Source organism: Kitasatospora sp. NPDC093806, assembly GCF_040683335.1.
Lineage (GTDB): Bacteria > Actinomycetota > Actinomycetes > Streptomycetales > Streptomycetaceae > Kitasatospora.
Map to the genome: position 1 here is coordinate 1 of NZ_JBFBDO010000016.1, position 15,913 is coordinate 15,913.

At 73.9% G+C, this 15,913-nt stretch carries 14 protein-coding genes; 4 read left to right on the top strand and 10 right to left on the bottom strand.

Features of this window, described 5'->3' with window-relative positions; genetic code table 11:
* A partial coding sequence (locus tag AB0N76_RS11435) for a phosphopantetheine-binding protein (protein ID WP_363555681.1) occupies positions 1–948 on the top strand: 948 nt, incomplete at its 5' end.
* A 151-nt stretch (positions 949–1,099) separates the two neighbouring features.
* On the opposite strand, the gene AB0N76_RS11440 is transcribed toward AB0N76_RS11435, so the two are convergent.
* The 10 genes from AB0N76_RS11440 to AB0N76_RS11485 all read right to left on the bottom strand — a co-directional run bounded on the left by AB0N76_RS11440 (position 1,100) and on the right by AB0N76_RS11485 (position 11,135).
* Positions 1,100–2,647, bottom strand: a complete 1,548-nt coding sequence (locus tag AB0N76_RS11440) for a DHA2 family efflux MFS transporter permease subunit (RefSeq protein ID WP_363555683.1) — start codon at positions 2,645–2,647, stop codon at positions 1,100–1,102.
* Positions 2,640–3,536, bottom strand: a complete 897-nt coding sequence (locus tag AB0N76_RS11445; protein ID WP_363555685.1) for an MBL fold metallo-hydrolase — start codon at positions 3,534–3,536, stop codon at positions 2,640–2,642. The genes AB0N76_RS11440 and AB0N76_RS11445 overlap by 8 nt, the downstream gene beginning before the upstream one ends.
* 57 nt (positions 3,537–3,593) lie before the next feature.
* Complete coding sequence (locus AB0N76_RS11450) at positions 3,594–4,850, bottom strand: FAD-dependent oxidoreductase (protein WP_363555687.1); 1,257 nt, start codon at positions 4,848–4,850, stop codon at positions 3,594–3,596.
* Between the two features lie 41 nt (positions 4,851–4,891).
* On the bottom strand, positions 4,892–5,437 hold the full coding sequence (locus tag AB0N76_RS11455) for a flavin reductase family protein (RefSeq protein ID WP_363555689.1): 546 nt from the start codon (positions 5,435–5,437) through the stop codon (positions 4,892–4,894).
* Complete coding sequence (locus tag AB0N76_RS11460; protein ID WP_363555691.1) at positions 5,434–5,913, bottom strand: aromatase/cyclase; 480 nt, start codon at positions 5,911–5,913, stop codon at positions 5,434–5,436. Before AB0N76_RS11460 ends, AB0N76_RS11455 begins: the two co-directional genes overlap by 4 nt.
* 66 nt (positions 5,914–5,979) lie before the next feature.
* Positions 5,980–7,260, bottom strand: coding sequence for an aspartate aminotransferase family protein (locus AB0N76_RS11465; protein WP_363555693.1), 1,281 nt, complete (start codon positions 7,258–7,260; stop codon positions 5,980–5,982).
* Positions 7,257–8,282 (bottom strand): SDR family oxidoreductase, encoded by a 1,026-nt coding sequence (locus AB0N76_RS11470; RefSeq protein WP_363555695.1) that lies wholly within the window; start codon positions 8,280–8,282, stop codon positions 7,257–7,259. Before AB0N76_RS11470 ends, AB0N76_RS11465 begins: the two co-directional genes overlap by 4 nt.
* Before the next feature lie 108 nt (positions 8,283–8,390).
* Positions 8,391–9,524 (bottom strand): acyl-CoA dehydrogenase family protein, encoded by a 1,134-nt coding sequence (locus AB0N76_RS11475; RefSeq protein WP_363555697.1) that lies wholly within the window; start codon positions 9,522–9,524, stop codon positions 8,391–8,393.
* A gap of 128 nt (positions 9,525–9,652) precedes the next feature.
* The gene (locus AB0N76_RS11480; RefSeq protein WP_363555699.1) at positions 9,653–10,645 is read right to left on the bottom strand and encodes a DUF2156 domain-containing protein; all 993 of its coding nucleotides are present in this window, start codon (positions 10,643–10,645) and stop codon (positions 9,653–9,655) included.
* On the bottom strand, positions 10,620–11,135 hold the full coding sequence (locus tag AB0N76_RS11485) for a hypothetical protein (protein WP_363555701.1): 516 nt from the start codon (positions 11,133–11,135) through the stop codon (positions 10,620–10,622). Before AB0N76_RS11485 ends, AB0N76_RS11480 begins: the two co-directional genes overlap by 26 nt.
* A gap of 752 nt (positions 11,136–11,887) precedes the next feature.
* On the opposite strand from AB0N76_RS11485, the gene AB0N76_RS11490 reads away from it, so the two are divergent.
* The 3 genes from AB0N76_RS11490 to AB0N76_RS11500 all read left to right on the top strand — a co-directional run bounded on the left by AB0N76_RS11490 (position 11,888) and on the right by AB0N76_RS11500 (position 15,911).
* A complete protein-coding gene (locus tag AB0N76_RS11490; protein ID WP_363555703.1) occupies positions 11,888–14,743 on the top strand; it encodes a LuxR C-terminal-related transcriptional regulator in 2,856 nt (951 codons plus the stop codon).
* A gap of 145 nt (positions 14,744–14,888) precedes the next feature.
* Positions 14,889–15,563: a TetR/AcrR family transcriptional regulator gene (locus AB0N76_RS11495; RefSeq protein ID WP_363555705.1), complete on the top strand. Its 675-nt coding sequence runs from the start codon at positions 14,889–14,891 to the stop codon at positions 15,561–15,563.
* A 153-nt stretch (positions 15,564–15,716) separates the two neighbouring features.
* Complete coding sequence (locus tag AB0N76_RS11500) at positions 15,717–15,911, top strand: DUF1918 domain-containing protein (protein WP_363555707.1); 195 nt, start codon at positions 15,717–15,719, stop codon at positions 15,909–15,911.
* Positions 15,912–15,913 lie beyond the last annotated feature (2 nt).

The window sequence follows — 15,913 nt, forward strand, 5'->3', positions numbered from 1 at the left end:
GACCTCCCCCTCACCGCCTTCGTCCTCTTCTCCTCCGCCGGCGGCATGGTCCTCGCCGCCGGACAGGCCAACTACGCCACCGCCAACGCCTTCCTGGACACCCTCGCCACCCACCGCCACGCCGAGGGCCTGCCCGCCACCGCGCTGGTCTACGGCCTTTGGGAGACCCGGACCGGGCTGAGCGAGTGGCTGCAGGAGTCGGACCTGGAGCGGATGCGCCGCCAGGGCCTGCCGCCGCTCACCGAGGCCCAGGGCCTGGCCGCCCTCGACACCGCCCTCACCACCGCCCACCCCGTCCTCGTCCCGTTGCGCATCGACCCGGCCGCCCTGCGCAACCGCACCGACGAACTCCCCGCCGTCCTGCGCGCCCTGCGCCCCGCACCCGCCCGCCGGGCGGCCGGGGTGCGGCCGGCCCGTTCCTCCGCCGGTCTGGAGGCGCGGCTGGCCGGGCTGTCGGCGGCGGAGCGGCAGGAGCGACTGCTGCTGCTGGTCCGGGAGCAGGTGGCGACGATCCTGGGGTACGCGGCGGCCGGGGAGATCAGCCCGGAGAAGCCGTTCCAGGAGTTCGGCTTCGACTCGCTGACCGCGCTGGAGTTCCGCAACCAGCTGGGTGCCACGACCGGGCTGCGACTGCCCGCGACGCTGGTCTTCGACTACCCGACGGCGGCGGCGCTGGCCGGTTACCTGGCGGGGCAGTTCGGGGAGGGCGCGGACGACGCCGCGGCGGACCTGCGACTGTTCGCCGATCTCGACCGGATCCAGCAGTCGATCACCCGGGAGGGCCTGGACGCCGTCGTGCGCAGCCGGCTGGGCTCGCGGCTGCGTGAGCTGCTCGCCTCGCTGGACGCGGCGGAGGGCGCGTCGCTGGGCGGGGCGGAGGTGGCGGACCAGATCGCGGCCGCGTCCGACGACGAGATGTTCAGCTTCATCGAGGAGCTGGGGATCTGAGGGACGGCCGGACACCCGGCCGGTCAGCCCACCCGGCTGACCGGCCGGGTGTCCGGAACGACGGACCGTTGATCGTCGTTCGGACAGACGTGTGGGCCGGGTGCCTCTCCCGCACCCGGCCCACACCGCTCACCGCTTCACCAGCCGTCGCTCAGTCCGCCGTCCGGCCGCCCTTCAGCAGCAGGACGGCGGCGATGGCCGCCACCGCGCAGGCGCCCGCCCCGGCCGCGTAGGCGATGTGGGTGCCGTCGACGAAGGCCGTGCCGATCTCGGTGACGACCTGCGGGCGGATCCGCTCCGGTAGCTTGGCCGCGTCCGAGAAGTCCCCGGCGGCGATCCGGTCGACCGCTTCGGGGGGCAGCGGCAGGCCGGCCAGGGCGGTGCGCGCCGAACTGGCGAGGTGGTGCGAGACGAGGGTGCCGGAGACGGCGACGCCGAACACCGAGCCGACCTGGCGGGCGGTGTAGCCGACGCCGGAGCCGGTGCCGGCCCGCTCCTCGGGGACGGCGCGCAGCAGTGCCGCGGTGACCGGCGGGCCGGCCAGGCCGGCGCCGAGGCCGAGCAGCATGAACTGCCACCAGTAGCTGCCGAAGCCGTCCTGGTAGTGGACCAGCCGCAGGCCGAGCAGTCCGCCGCCCATGGCGAGCGCCCCGGCGAGGGCGGTGAGCCGGACGCCGACGCGTTCGGCGACGACGACGCCGACGATCGAGGCGACGGTGACCATCGCCGTCATGACCACGGTACGCAGGCCGGCCTGGACCGGGCTGAGCCCGTTCACCTCCTGCAGGGTGAGCATGAGCAGGAAGACGGCGCCGAACATGGCGCCGAAGACGGTGAAGTTGATGATCGCGCCGGCGGTCACGTGCGGGTGCCGGAAGAAGGCGAGCGGCAGCATGGGGCTGCGTCGCCGGGCCTCCCAGACGCCGAAGGCGATCAGCGTCACGGCCGCGCCGGCGAAGCAGCCGACGATCCGGGCCGAGCCCCAGCCTGCCGAGTTGCCCTCGATCAGGGCGTAGGTGAGCAGCCCGATGCCGGCCACGAAGAGCAGCTGGCCGAGCACGTCGACGGCCTGTCCGGCGTCGGGGCGGGCGCGCGGCAGCAGCTTGGCGAGGACGGCGACCGCGGCCAGGCCGACCGGGATGTTCACCCAGAACACGCTCTGCCAGCCGTACTGTTCGACCAGCACGCCGCCGACCAGCGGTCCGGCGGTGAGGGCGAGGCCGGCCACGGCGGACTGGATGCCGACCATCCGGGCGCGGGCGGCCGGGTCGGCGAACAGCTGGGTGATGATCACCATGGAGACGGGCATCAGCGCCGCGCCGGTGACGCCCTGGGCGGCGCGGGCGGCCAGCAGCATGCCGACGGAGCCGGAGACCGCGCACCAGGCGGAGGTGAGGGTGAAGCCGAGGAGCGCTCCGACGAACAGCCGCTTGGCGCCGATCCGGTCGGCGAGCGCGCCGGCGCCGAGCAGCAGGCAGGAGAAGGTGAGCAGGTAGGAGTCGACGACCCACTGGAGTCCGCTGACGTCGGCGCCGAGCTTGTCCCGCAGGTCGGGCAGCGCGACGTTGACCACGGTGGTGTCGAGGAAGACCAGGAAGAGCCCGCTGAACAGGGCGATGAGCAGCAGCGGGGAGACCGGTGCCGTCCCGGTCTCCCCGCCGGCCGTCGTCCGGTCGCTTCCCGCGGTGGTCTCAGCCATTGCGCGTCCGTCCTTCCCGCAGCCCGTCCTGGGCCGTCCCCTGCGCCGTCCCCTGTGCTGTCCCCTGCGCCATTCCCTGCGCCCGGGCCCGGTACTCGGTGGTGTCGTGGGCGCTGAACACGTCGGCCCCGCCGCCGCGGCGCAGTTCGCGCAGCCGGGCGACGTTGGGCAGCCGGTCGGGCACGGTCTCGACCTTGCGCTGGAAGGCGTTGAGGCCGGGCGTGCACCAGGGCTGGTCGGCGATCTCGCCGTGGAACATGTAGGCGTCCCCGGCGTGCAGCAGCGGGCGGTCGCCGGTCTCGACGGCGACGCCGACGTGGCCGCGGGTGTGGCCGGGCAGCGGGATCAGCAGGATCTCCGGCGGCAGTCCGGGCAGCTCGCGGACCGACTCGAAGCCGAACCAGCGCTCGCCCTCGGTGAGTTCGTGGATCTCCCAGTTCGGGCCGTGGGCCCACTGGCTCTGCCGGTAGCGGCCGCGCTCCAGCTTGCTGGGCGGGTTCATGGCGGCCCGGTACTCGGGGCCGTAGACGTGCACCCGGGCGTCGGGGAAGTCGGCGAGCCCGCCGGTGTGGTCCCGGTCGAGGTGGGTGAGGACGATGTGCCGGACGTCCCGGGGGTCGTAGCCGAGCTCCCGCAGCTGCTGGACGGCCGTCTCCTCGGGCCGCAGGACGGGGCGCGAGCGCAGCAGGAAGGCGCGGCCGAGCCGGCCGACCGGGTCGGCGATGTCGCGGGTGCCGAAGCCGGTGTCGACCAGCACCAGGCCGCCCTCGGTCTCCACCAGCAGGCAGTGGCAGAGCATGTGGGCGGCCTGGAAGTAGCTCCCCTCACCGTTGACCAGTCGACGCGAGGGCGGCCGGTAGGTACCGAAGTTGAGGTGTCTGACGAGCATGTCCCGTCCTTTCTCTGGTGGTTCGGAGGTGGCGCGCGGCGTCCGCCCCCGGAATGCTTACCGCGTACGGCCGGCCTGGTGGGCCAGAAACCGCAGATAGCCCCGCAGCAGCGGGGCGGCCGGGCCGGTCACGGGCAGCCAGGGGGCCCGCTCGCGGTGCCAGGGCAGCGGGGGCGGCGCCTCGCCGGTGAGGGCCTCGGCGAGGTGGCGGCCGGTGGCGGTGGCGAGGGCCAGGCCGTGGCCGCAGCAGCCGCCCGCGTACCAGGTGTGCTCGTCGATCCGTCCGACCACGGGCAGGTCGTCGCCGGTCATGCCGACCTGGCCGGTCCACCGGTGGGTGACGGCGGCCGGTACCGGCAGCCGCCGGGCGAGCCAGTCCCAGCCGCGCCGGTGGGCGGCGGGGTCGGTGGTGGGCGGGATGCGGACGGGGCCGCCGCCCATGACGAGCCGTCCGTCGGGGGTGAGCCGGTAGTAGGGGGCGAGGGTGGTCGCGTCGATCACCGCTTCGGGGCCGATCAGCGCGCGGTCGGCGGCGGTCAGCGGGGCGGTGGCGACGGCGTGCAGTTGCAGCGGTGCGACGGTGCCGACCGGCAGCCGCAGCGAGCGGGTGAAGCCGTTGACCGCGATCACCGTGTGCCGGGCCCGTACCGTGCCGTCGGGGCAGTCGAGTTCGCCGCCGCCGAGGGTGCGGACCGGGCTGTGGTCGAAGCGGCGCAGGCCGCGCCGGGCCAGGTCGGCGGCGAGGGCGGTGGTCAGGGCGGCCGGGTCGAGGGTGGCGGCAACCGGGTGGCGCAGCGCGGCGCGGAACCGGCCGGGCCGGTCCACCGGTTCGACGGCGAGGCCGAGTTGGCGGTAGGCCTCGGCCTGGGCGGCGAGCCGTTCCTCGGCCGGGCCGGTGGTGGCGACGATCAGCTGTCCGTCGGTGGTGAGGCCGCAGTCGGCACCCAGCTCCTCGGCCAGTTCGACGGTCTGGCGGACCCAGTCCTCGCTGGCGAGGTAGCAGGCGCGGGCGGTCTCGTCGCCGAAGCGCTTGCGGGCGCGGTCGATGGCGGGGCCGATCCGGGGGCCGACCAGGCCGGTGCCGCGCCCGCTCGCGCCGGCGGCCGGCCCGGCGGCGTCGAGCAGGACGACGTCCAGGCCGGGGTCCCGGCGGAGCAGGTGGTGGGCGGTGGCGAGGCCCGTGAGGCCGGCGCCGACGATCGCCACGTCGGCGGTGATCCGGCCCCGGACGGGGGGCGCCGCCGCGAGCGGTACGGGCCGCCAGGGCGGCTCCTCGACCGGCGGCGCCCCGTCCCGGACCGTGCCGCCCCGCACTGCCCCGTCCCGCACCGGGCCGTCCGGCGCCGATCCGGGCGTCACAGTTCCGCCGCCAGCGTCCGGAACCGGCGGTCGTGCCAGAGCAGCGGCCCGTCCCCGTCCCGTTCCTCGGCGGTGGCCGTCCGGACGGAGACCACGTGCCCCACCACCAGGCTGTGGTCCCCGTAGACGCGCTCGTCGGCCAGGGTGCAGACGGCCCGGCCGAGGGTGCCGCCGAGCACGGGGACGCCGAGCTCCCACTGGAACTCCACCCCGGTGAACTTGGCCGACCCGCCGCTGCCCGCGAAGACGGTGGCCAGTGCGGCCTGACCGGCCCGCAGCAGGTGGACGGCGAAGGCCCGCCGGCTGCGGAGCGCGGCCAGGGTCGCCGAGCCGGTGGAGAGGCAGGCGAGCACCATCGGCGGCCGCAGCGACACGGTGGTGACGGCCGAGGCGGTGAGCCCGAGCGGTTCGCCGTCCGGGCCGCAGGTGGTGACCAGGGTGACGGCCCCGGCGAGCTGCTGGTACAGGCCCAGGCAGGTCTCCGGGCTGCGGTCCCCGGCGCCGCGGACGGCGAACGCGGTGGTGGCCCGCTGAGCCGTCATGACCGCGCGGAGTCGGCGGTCTCGGGCTCGACCACGATCTCCTGCGCGTCGCCGAGCAGGCCCTCCAGGATGGTGACGATGTTGGTGCGCAGGGCCGCCTCGGCGACCGGGTCGAGGATCGCGGCGAGGGTCGGGATGCCGAGGTCGAAGTCGGCGAGGAAGCGGACCAGGGTGCCCTCGCCGTCGGCCTCGATCAGCCAGTCGCCGCTGAACTCGGCGAAGTCGCCGGTGACCTGCTCGAAGGAGATGGCCAGCTGCTCCGGGTGGAAGCTGTCCCGCTCGGACCACTTGAGCAGGCCGTTGCGGAAGTGCACGGTCCACTCGGACAGCACGGTGCCGTCGGCGGCCGGCGGCAGCACGACGACGCTCTCCACGGTGCGGGTCAGTTCGGGGTAGCGGGCGAAGTCGCTGATCCGGCGGTACGCCTCGGCGGGCGCGACGGCCGGGGAGAGGACGTGGATGCTCACGCTGGGCATGGTGATCCCCTTTCGGAGAATCTGGTGGGTCGGTGGGAGACGGTGGGGCGGTGCGGCCGGGCTCGGTCAGACGCGGGCGGCGACGGCCGCGAGCGCCTCGTCGAGCACGGTCAGGAAGAGCTGGATCTCGTCCTCGGTGAGGATCGCCGGCGGGGTGAAGCGCAGGACCTCGGAGGCGTTCAGCGAGTGGTTGAGCAGGATGCCGCGGTCCATCAGCTCCAGCAGCAGCTCACCGACGAAGCGCTGTTCGGCGGGCTGGACGGCGATCAGCAGGCCGCGGCCGCGCACCTCCCGGACGAGCCGCGGGGCGCGCTCGGCGACGATCCGGCGGATGTCGGCGAGCAGCCGCTCGCCGAGCTCGGCCGCCCGTTCGACGATCTTCTCGTCGCGGATGGTCCGCACGGCCGCGAGGGCCGCCGCGGTGGCCAGCGGCGAGGCGCCGAAGGTGGAGGTGTGCAGGATCGGGTCACGGCCGAACGGGCGGTAGACGTCGGGCCGGGCGAGCATCGCGGCCGCCGGCACCACGCCGCCGGACAGGCCCTTGCCGACCAGCAGGATGTCCGGGACGACGCCCTCGGCGTCGCAGCCCCACCAGGTGCCGAGCCGGCCGAGGCCGGTCTGGATCTCGTCGACGATCAGCAGCGCGCCGAACTCCCGGCAGGCGTCGGCGACGTCCTTCAGGTAGCCGGGCGGGGGGATCCGGACGCCGCCCTCGCCCTGCACCGGCTCGACGATCACGCAGGCCCGGCCGACCCGCTCGGCCAGCGCCGCGCGCATCGCGGCCGCGTCGCCGTAGGGGACCTGGCAGGTGTCCGGCAGCAGCGGTTCGAAGGGCTGCTGGTACTGCCGGTTGGCGGTGACGCTGAGCGCGCCCATGGTCTTGCCGTGGAAGCCGCGCTCGGTGGTCACCAGGGCGGTCCGGCCGTGCGCGCGGGCCAGCTTGAGGCCGGCCTCGGTGGCCTCGGCGCCGGAGTTGACGAAGTGCACGAAGTCCAGGTCGCCGGGGGCGACGCCGGCCAGCGCCTCGGCGGCCTCGGCGGCGACCGGCTCCAGGAAGACCCGGGTGCCGAGCGGGTGCCGGTCCAGCTGGCGCCGGACCGCCTCGACCACCCGCGGGTGGCGGTGGCCGAGGATGAACACCCCGTACCCGCCGAAGTCCAGGTAGCGCTTGCCGTCGGCGGCGGTGATCCAGGCGCCCTCGGAGTGCACCTCGACGACGGTGCCGAGCATCCGGGCCAGCGAGGCCTTGCCGGCGCCGAAGTGCCGTTCGTAGCGCAGCCCGGTCAGCTCCGGGTCCACGTCCGGGGCGAGAACGTCGTCGGTGGTCAGGACGTCGTCGGTGGTCACGCGACGGCCTCCCGCTCCGGCATCTTGCTGGTGATCCAGAAGTCCGAGGCCCGGGCGAAGGCCTCCACCAGCCGGTCGTGGCTGACCGCGTCGGCCATCCCCAGCTCGGCGAAGGAGGACTCCATGGTGGAGGCGACCTGGAAGAGCATCATCAGCTCGACGAAGCCGCGGAACTGCTGGCGCAGCACGCGCGGCATGGAGTCCTCCATCAGCGGCAGGATCAGCCGGTCCAGCGCCTCGGTGGGCATCAGGCGCGGCGGGTGCTCGGGCGGCATGCCGTAGCGCTCGGCGGCGAGCAGGGCCTGCTCGACGCACTCGCCGAGGGTCAGCGACTGCCGGCCGGCGGTGAGCCAGAACTCGCCGCTGGTGGTGCCGCGGCGGACCAGCCGGCCGACGGCCTCGGCCACCACGTCCTGCGGGACGGTGTCGATCGGCGACTCGGGGCCGGCCGGCAGGACCGGGACGGTGCCCAGGATCACCGAGGAGATGACCTTGTGCAGGCCCTGGAAGCTGGAGATCTCGCCGGTCTTGGAGTGGCCGCTGACCACCGACGGGCGGACGATCACGACCGGCTGCCCGCTGTCGCGGACCACCTGCTCGGCGGCGACCTTGGAGTCCACGTACGCGGCCGGGCCGATCTCGCGCTTCTCCTCGCTCTGCGGGCGGGCGACGAAGGCGGTGCTGACGAAGTGGAACGGCACGTCGGCCTGCCGGGCCAGGGCCAGCATGTGCTCGGTGCCGGTGACGTTCGCCGCGAACAGCTGCTCGCGGGTGGAGGCCCAGCCGGTGCGGGCGGCGGAGTGCAGCACCACGTCGGTGCGGCGGGCCAGGTCGCGGAAGCCCTGGGCGCCGAGGCCCAGGTGCTCGTCGGTCAGTGATCCCGCCAGTTCCTCGACCCGGGGGTCGTCGACGGCGGTGCGGTGCCGCAGCGCGATCAGGTGGTGGTCCGCGGCCAGCTCCTCGATGAAGGCCCGGCCCAGCACCCCCGTCGCACCGGTCAGCAGCATGGTCGGCTTGCTCATGTTCCCGTCCTCTTGCGTCGTTTTCCCGTCCCCCAGCGGGGATTTCCAGCACCCTCGGACGTCGTCCGGCGCCCGCGGGCCTTGTCCGGCGCCCCGTCCTCGACGGGCCTAGAGGATCTCCAGCGCCCCGCCGGCGAGGTGGGCGATCAGCGGGTCCGCCATCCGGCCGCGGGCCGGCGGGTGGAGCCCGAGCCCGTTGACGGCGGCGGCGAGGTAGCCGACGTCGCCGGAGCTCATGAAGTTCAGGCCGCCGAGCAGTTCGACGGCGCGCGGCACGACCCGGGCGATGGCGTCCTGCGCGGCGTAGCGCACGTGCAGCGAGTCGACCAGCAGGTCCGGCGCGCAGCGCTCGGCGCCGGTCTGCCGGGCGACGTTCTCGACCGCGGCCATCGCCGCCTCCAGCTCGGTGACCAGCCGGATCCGCTCGTTGGCGGGCACCTTCCCGCTGGCCAGCACGCGCTCGACCAGGGCGCTGGCGGCGCCCAGGTAGCTGGCGGTCATGAGCAGTTCGAACCAGACGAAGCCGGTGGTCTGGATGTCGTCCAGCACCTCGCCCTCGGGCACGTCGGTGCGCACCACCAGGTCCTCGGGGACGACCGCGTCGACGACGGTGACCTGGTCGCTCTCGGCGCCGGCCAGGGCGAAGGAGCCCCAGAACGGCGCGACGCTCAGGCCCGGGTCGGTGGCCGGGATCAGGACGACGGCGAGCTGCTCGCCGGTGCCGTCGGTGCGCGGGACCATCACGCTGGCGGTGAGCAGGTCCATCGAGCGGGCCAGGCTGCACGGCCGCTTGGCGCCGTTGACCACCAGGCCCTGCTCGGTGACCCGGGCGGTCATGCTGGGCTGGAGGATGCTGCTGCCGGGCCGTCCCTCGGCGAAGCCGGAGGCGAGCAGCAGCTTGCTGTCGACGATGCCGGAGAGCAGCATCCACTCGAAGCCGTTGCCGGTCTCGCTCAGCACGACCAGGCTGGCCAGCGAGAAGTGGTGCATGGTGGTGGCGACGGCGAGCGAGGGCGAGCGGGAGCCGATCGCCCGCTGCACCCGGCAGGCGGTGAGCGCGTCGGCGCCCTTGCCGCCGTGCTGGGTGGGGACGAGCAGGCCGGCGCCGCCGGACTCCCGGAACAGTTTGATCCCGGGGCTGTCGGCGTTCTCCAGCTCGCCCAGCGGCAGGCCGGCCAGCTCGGCGTCGAGCCCTGGCAGCAGTGCCTCCAGGGCGGCCCGCTCCCGGTCCAGGAATCCCATGTGTGCTCAACCTCTCGGTGCGTTCGGGTGCTGTGCTGTGACGATCGCCGTCCGCGGTGGTGGCGCGGCGGCGGGTCGGCGGTGCGGCGGCGGTACGGCGGTCCCGCGGTCCGGTGGTGTGGCGGCCGCTAGATCGCGTTGGCGAGGTGCATCAGGCGCAGGATCGCGCCGAGGCTCGGCCGGCCCTCGAAGGCCAGGTACTCGGGCAGGACGGCGTGCGGGTCCCACTTCTCCTTGTAGGCGACCTGGGTCGCCGAGGGGTAGACCTTCTCGCCGTGCTCGGCCAGGAAGCGGACGATCCGGGCCACCATCGGGCTGGCGCCGGGCGGTTCGTGGGCCGGGTCGAGGGCGGTGAACGGGGTGAAGCCGAGGTGCAGCCAGCCGGCGCCGTCCTCGCTGAGCGCGGTGATGGCGTGCGAGTTGATCGCCTCCATCACCCCGGGCGGGGCCTCCCGCCGGCGGCGGGTGAGGTCGTGCAGCCAGCCGGGCCGGGTGCCGTAGACCGGCGAGTAGGAGATGTAGCCGATGACCGCGCCGTCGATCCGTCCGACGAACAGGCGGCGCAGCGGGGCGACCTCGCCGGTGCGCTCGCCGACCATGAAGGTGAGCTCCTTGGCGAAGCGGCCCTTGCCGCGCAGCCAGTCCCGGTCGAGTTCGGTGAGCTCGGCGTCGACGGCGAGCGGGTCGTCCTCGGTGACGACGAGTCCGCTCCGGCCGGCCTTGGAGATCTTGTTGCGCAGCCGGACGAACTTGGAGCCGCGCAGGGTGAAGCGGGACAGGTCGATCGCGTAGGAGGCGCCCATCTGGTTCACCGTGAAGCCGCCGGTGGCGTAGAGCTCGGTGTCGGACTCCTGGAGCTGGATGGCGAGGACCTTCTTGCGCCGGGAGGCGGCGTGCTTGCGGAAGGCGGCGAGCAGGGCCGGCCGGTCGCGGTCGGCGGCGAACGGACCGGCGAACTGGACCAGGTAGCGGCCGGCGGTGCGGTAGGCGACGCAGCCGTCGATGCCCTCGGCGGTGAAGTACTCGGTCCGCGCGTTCAGGGCCAGGAAGGCGCTCGGGTTGTCGGCGTACCGTTCGAGGATCTTGTGGACGTCCTCAAGCACGGGAGTGGCTGACGGCATCGGCGGTGCTCCTCACGGTGGTCGTCCGGCTCTGCGCGGCCGCCGCGGCCGTCTGCCGGTACGCGGCCTCGAACTCCGTGAAGGCCGGGTGCGGCTTGGGTTCGAAGGAGGTGTCCAGCGGCTTGAGCGAGTTGCCGAAGATGCCGCGGTCCCCGAACAGGTGGATCGGCAGCGCCAGCAGCGCCCACTCCGGTTCGACCAGCCAGGCCCAGAGGCCGGCGATCGCGGCGGAGGTCAGCAGGCTGTGCATGACGTTGTAGGCCACGTAGTAGCCCTTGGCGATCTCGCCGTCGGGCGACCGGCGGAAGGCGATCGCCCCCGGGATGTACCCGACCAGGTCGATGATCAGGAAGAGCCCGATGAACACCGGCCAGCGAATGTCGCCCAGGTGTGTCATGGCCAGGAAAACGGCGACACCGAGCCCGGCCAGCCATTCCAGCCTGGTCCACTGGAACGTTTTCTTTGTCTCGAAGCGATTCAGCGCATCCATTCCCAACCCCACCTCGGTACCCGCACGGGCGGCTGCGGAACCCGCCGCGGCGAAAGTCTGCGCCATGCCGCCCGCCCGGGATAAGGAGTCCGATCCCCCTGATCCCCCCCTTTCTTTCCGGCCGGGCGGCGCGGCCGAGTAGGGGTGTCAAGAGGGAACCCGGCGGGACGGCGGCCCAAACGACCGGAACAAGTCATTCCGTATACCCCCCGGCCGCGCCGCGCCCCGGGGCCCGGAGCTCCGTGCCGTGCCCGGTCGGCACCGGCCCGGCAGGGGTCCCGCCCCATCGATAGGGGGGCCACCCACCCCACCCCCCGTCCCCGCGCCCACCGGCGGGTTCGCCGCCCCCGGCGCCCGCCCGGGGCGGTCCGACAGATGGCCGAAAAGCGGCGCACGGGTGGCCGAACGCCGAAAACTAGGACAGATTCCCCCATCGGGCCCCCGACCTCCGCGATACGCTCCCGTAGCGTATGAAAATCCTCTACAGTCCGCCTCACGTCCGGGACACCCCGCCCCGCGCGCCCCGCGCGCGACGGAACGCGTCGCCCGGACGTGCGCCCGGCCGGCGGTCTGGATTGTTATGCAAGCTTTGATGACTTCTTCACTTTGAACACGGGGCACGGGGCATAGGGTCGCCACATCGGCGTTTCTCTGAGCAGAAACACCACCAGGCGGCCACGGTTATCACCTTGCAACAAATGCGTCGGCCTGGTAATCGCTCGCAGCCGTTGGACAATAGGGGGATCAGCGCAATGGCGCCGGTGGAGATGAACGAGGCACTGGACGCCCTGAGGGGGATCTTCTCGGAGAGCAAGAACCGCCGTGGACGCACCATCGTGGTCAGCGGCTCGCTGGCCAGCGGCACCGCCGAGCTCGTGCACGCGTTCTGCGAACAGGTCCAGGACTCCGAGGCACTGCTGCTCACGGCGACGGGTTCGTACTCCGAACGCTCGGTCCGACTCGGGGTGTTCAGCCAGCTGGTGCACAACGCGCCACTGCCGGCCGAGGTCCTGCGCAGAGTCGCCGAGGCGGTGGCCGACCAACCGGCCCGAGAACCCGGTCCCGGCGCGGACGGCGGCCCGCGCCGGGAGACCGGGATCATCCAGGAGGCCTGTGACACCCTGCTCAAGCTGGCCGAACACCGCCGGGTCGTCCTCGCCGTCGAGGACCTGCACTTCGTCGACCAGGCCTCGCTGCGCGCGCTGCTCTACCTCCGGCTGCGGATACGTTCCACCCGCACCCTGCTGCTGCTCACCGAGTGGACCGACTCCTTCACCACCCCGGCGGCCCTGCGGGTCGAACTGACCCGGATGCCGCACCAGCGGATCGTGCTGGACTCGCTCTCCGAGGACGGCGTCGGCCGCCACCTCGCCGCGACCCTCGGCCCGCGCACCGCCGCCCGGCTGGCCGGCACCTACCACCGGCTGACCGCCGGCAACCCGATGCTGGTCGGGGCCCTGATCGAGGACAACGCCCACGCCGGCGAACCGGCCGGCACCCTCCCGGTGGTCGGCGTGGCCTTCGAACAGGCCGTGCTCACCTGTCTGCACCGCTGGGAACTCGGGCTGGTCGACATCGCGCGCGGGGTCGCCATCCTCGGCCCGCACGCCTCGCCCTACCTGATCGGCCGGCTGCTCGGCTCCCCGCCGGATGGCATCGCCCGCGGCCTCAAGGTGCTCGCCGAGGCCGGCCTGCTGGAGGACGGCCACTTCCGCCACCCGGCCGCCGCGGCCCTGGTGCTGAAGAACCTCCCACCCGAAGAGGCCTCCCAACTCCACTCGCGCGCCGCCGAGTTGCTCTACGAGCACGGCGCCACCGCGGTGGACGTGGCACACCACCTGATCGCCCTCGACGACATCCCCGGCCCCTGGGCGGTGGGCCTGCTGCGCGAGGTCGCCCGGACCGTCCTGGTGGTCGAGGACGACGCCCGGCTCGCCACCCAGTGCCTGGCCCTGGCGCTGCGGCACTGCGCCCCCGGCCCGCAGCAGATCTCCGTCGCCGCCGAACTGGCGATGGCCCGCTGGCGCACCAACCCGTCCGCCGCGATCCGGCTGACCCCGCTGCAGGACGCGCTCTCCGGCGGCCGGCTGAGCGAGCGCGACACCGCGATCGTGGTCCGCAACCTGCTCTGGCAGGGCGACCACGAGCAGGCCGTCAAGGCGCTCACCTGGCTGCACGACGGCTCCTCCCGCCCGGACCCGCAGACCACCGCCGAGCTGGACCTCACCTACCAGTGGATCTACGGCCCGCGCCGGCCCCACGGCGCCGGTGCCGGCACCGGCGCCCAGCCGGACGGCCCGTCCGCCCCGGGCACCGGAACCGACAGCGACCCGTGGAGCCGCGCCGCCTCCTTACTGTCCACCGCGCTGCACGAGTGGCACCGCGAGGAGCTGGTCGAGAGCTCCTGGCACCTGCTCAGCAGCTCCCGGCTGAGCGAGACCTCGCTCGGCGTGCTCGCCACCACCCTGCTCTCGCTCGCCTACGCGGACGAGGTCGAGTGCGCCGCCTCCTGGTGCGACAGCCTGATGGCGGAGGCCGTCCGCCGCCGGGCCCCCGCCTGGCAGGCGATGCTCAGCGGCATCCGGGCCGACCTCGCCCTGCGCCGCGGCAAGCCGGCCCTGGCCCGCACCTACGCCCGGGCCGCGCTGGACCAGGCCACCGCGCAGAGCTGGGGCCTGCTGATCAGCTACGCGATCTCCACCCTGGTCATGGCGGCGACCGCGATGGGCGAGCACGCCGAGGCGGACACCGTGCTCCAGCACACCTCGCCGAGCTCCATGTTCGAGACCGTGGTCGGCCTGCGCTACCTGCACGCCCGGGGCCGGCTCTACCTGGAGACCAACCGGGTGCTCGCCGCGTTCAGCGACTTCCGCAAGTGCGGCGACCTGGCCCGCGAGTGGGGCATCGACATCCCGGCGATCACCCCCTGGCGCGGCGACCTCGCCCAGGTGCACCTGCGGCTGGGCGACAAGGACAAGGCCCGGGAGCTGGTGAACGAGCAGCTCGCCCGCCCCGGAGCGGTCGGCACCCGGCTGCGCGGCGTCTCGCTGCGGATCCTGGCGGCGAGCACCGAGGGGCCGCACAAGGTGCAACTCCTGCGCGATGCTGTCAGTCAGCTACGCGCGTCCGGCGATCACCTGGAGACCGCCCGGGCGATGGCGGACCTCTCGCACGCCTACCGGGCGGTCGGCGACCTGGGCAGCGCCCGCCGGGCCGCCCACCTGGCCCAGGAGGAGGCCGACATCTGCCAGGTCCCGGCCCTGTGCGCGGGCCTGCTGGAGTACACCGCCGAACCGGCCGTCGAGCCCGGCCGACCCGCCGCGGTCACCGAGCAGCCGCCGCTGCACACGCCCGACGAGCGGTTCTCCGGCCTCAGCGACGCCGAACTCCGGGTCGCCGCCCAGGCCGCCCTCGGCTACACCAACCGCGAGATCGGCATGCGGCTGTTCATCACCCCGAGCACGGTCGAGCAGCACCTCACCCGGGTCTACCGCAAGCTCCAGATCAACGGCCGGCGCGACCTCCCGCTGGAGCTGCTGCGCAACGCGACCGAGCCGGCCGACGCCCTCGTCCCGGCCGGCGCCGGGCAGCAGCGGCACGCCGGGTAGCCGACGGGAGGGTGGGGCCCGGCCGGAACGTTCCGGCCGGGCCCCACCCGTACGCGGCCTCCGGCCGTACCCTCACCCGGAGAAGATGAGCCTTCCTCATCTTGGTGATTGGCCCGGCGAACGCCCGATGCGGCACAGTGACCCCATGAGCGCGGACACGAGGAGTCACTGGACCGCCGGGGCCGGCCCGGGGCGGCGCCGCCCGGTGCAGCAGCGCAGCCTGGAGCGGTACGAGCGGATCCTGGACGCCTGCGCCGCGCTGCTCGACGAGGCCGGGGCCGCCGCGCTCACCACCAAGGAGGTGGCCCTCCGGGCGCGGGTGCCGATCGGCACGCTGTACCAGTTCTTCGCCGGCAAGGAGGACCTGCTCGCCGCCCTGGCCGCCCGCAACCTCGACCGCTACCTGCACCGGCTCGACGAACGGCTGCGGAGCGGGCCGCCGCTCGGCCCGGCCGGCTTCACCGACCTGGCGGTGGAGGAGTTCGTCGCGATGAAGCGGACCGTCCCCGGCTTCGGCCAGGTGGACTTCGGGCTCGCCGGCGCGGCCGCGCCGAGCGGCGTCCGGGACGACCTGCACCTGCTGGACGTCGAGGTCGACAACAACACCGCCGTCGCGCTGCGGCTCCAGGCGCTCGGCGGCGAACTGTTCGCGACGGCCGACCCGGCGGCCCTGACGCTCGGCCTGCGGGTGGCCCTGGAGGCGGCGGACGCGGTGCTGAAGCTCGCCTTCCGCAGCGACCCGGATGGCGACCCGGCGATGATCACCGAGTGCAAGCGGCTGGTCCGCTGCTACCTCGTCGAACAGCTCGGGTCGCGCTGAGCGACGCTGTTCGCGCGGAGCCCGGCCGGGTGGCCGCGCGCCGTTGCGGGCCGGGCGGGGCGGCAGCAGAGTGGAGTCAGGTGGACGGCCGGACGGCCGCCCCGGCGACCAGCGGCACCCGAGCACACCCGAGCACACCCGAGGAGCAAGACCATGCACGCAGCGGTAGGCGACCAGCTCCACATCCACAGCCGGGCGGTGGGCATGGTCGACCGGAAGGGCGAGATCGTCGAGGTGCGCGGCCAGGACGGCCAGCCGCCGTACGTGGTCCGCTTCGAGGACGGCCACGAAGGCCTGGTCTACCCGGGCCCCGACTGCAACATCGAACCCCGCGAGGCGCTCCACTGACC

Coding starts and splice junctions, on each gene's coding strand:
- AB0N76_RS11440 (WP_363555683.1), bottom strand. CDS start 2,647: ATGGCTGAGACCACCGCGGGAAGCGACCGGACGACGGCCGGCGGGGAG.
- AB0N76_RS11445 (WP_363555685.1), bottom strand. CDS start 3,536: ATGCTCGTCAGACACCTCAACTTCGGTACCTACCGGCCGCCCTCGCGT.
- AB0N76_RS11455 (WP_363555689.1), bottom strand. CDS start 5,437: ATGACGGCTCAGCGGGCCACCACCGCGTTCGCCGTCCGCGGCGCCGGG.
- AB0N76_RS11460 (WP_363555691.1), bottom strand. CDS start 5,913: ATGCCCAGCGTGAGCATCCACGTCCTCTCCCCGGCCGTCGCGCCCGCC.
- AB0N76_RS11470 (WP_363555695.1), bottom strand. CDS start 8,282: ATGAGCAAGCCGACCATGCTGCTGACCGGTGCGACGGGGGTGCTGGGC.
- AB0N76_RS11475 (WP_363555697.1), bottom strand. CDS start 9,524: ATGGGATTCCTGGACCGGGAGCGGGCCGCCCTGGAGGCACTGCTGCCA.
- AB0N76_RS11480 (WP_363555699.1), bottom strand. CDS start 10,645: ATGCCGTCAGCCACTCCCGTGCTTGAGGACGTCCACAAGATCCTCGAA.
- AB0N76_RS11485 (WP_363555701.1), bottom strand. CDS start 11,135: ATGGATGCGCTGAATCGCTTCGAGACAAAGAAAACGTTCCAGTGGACC.
- AB0N76_RS11490 (WP_363555703.1), top strand. CDS start 11,888: ATGGCGCCGGTGGAGATGAACGAGGCACTGGACGCCCTGAGGGGGATC.
- AB0N76_RS11495 (WP_363555705.1), top strand. CDS start 14,889: ATGAGCGCGGACACGAGGAGTCACTGGACCGCCGGGGCCGGCCCGGGG.
- AB0N76_RS11500 (WP_363555707.1), top strand. CDS start 15,717: ATGCACGCAGCGGTAGGCGACCAGCTCCACATCCACAGCCGGGCGGTG.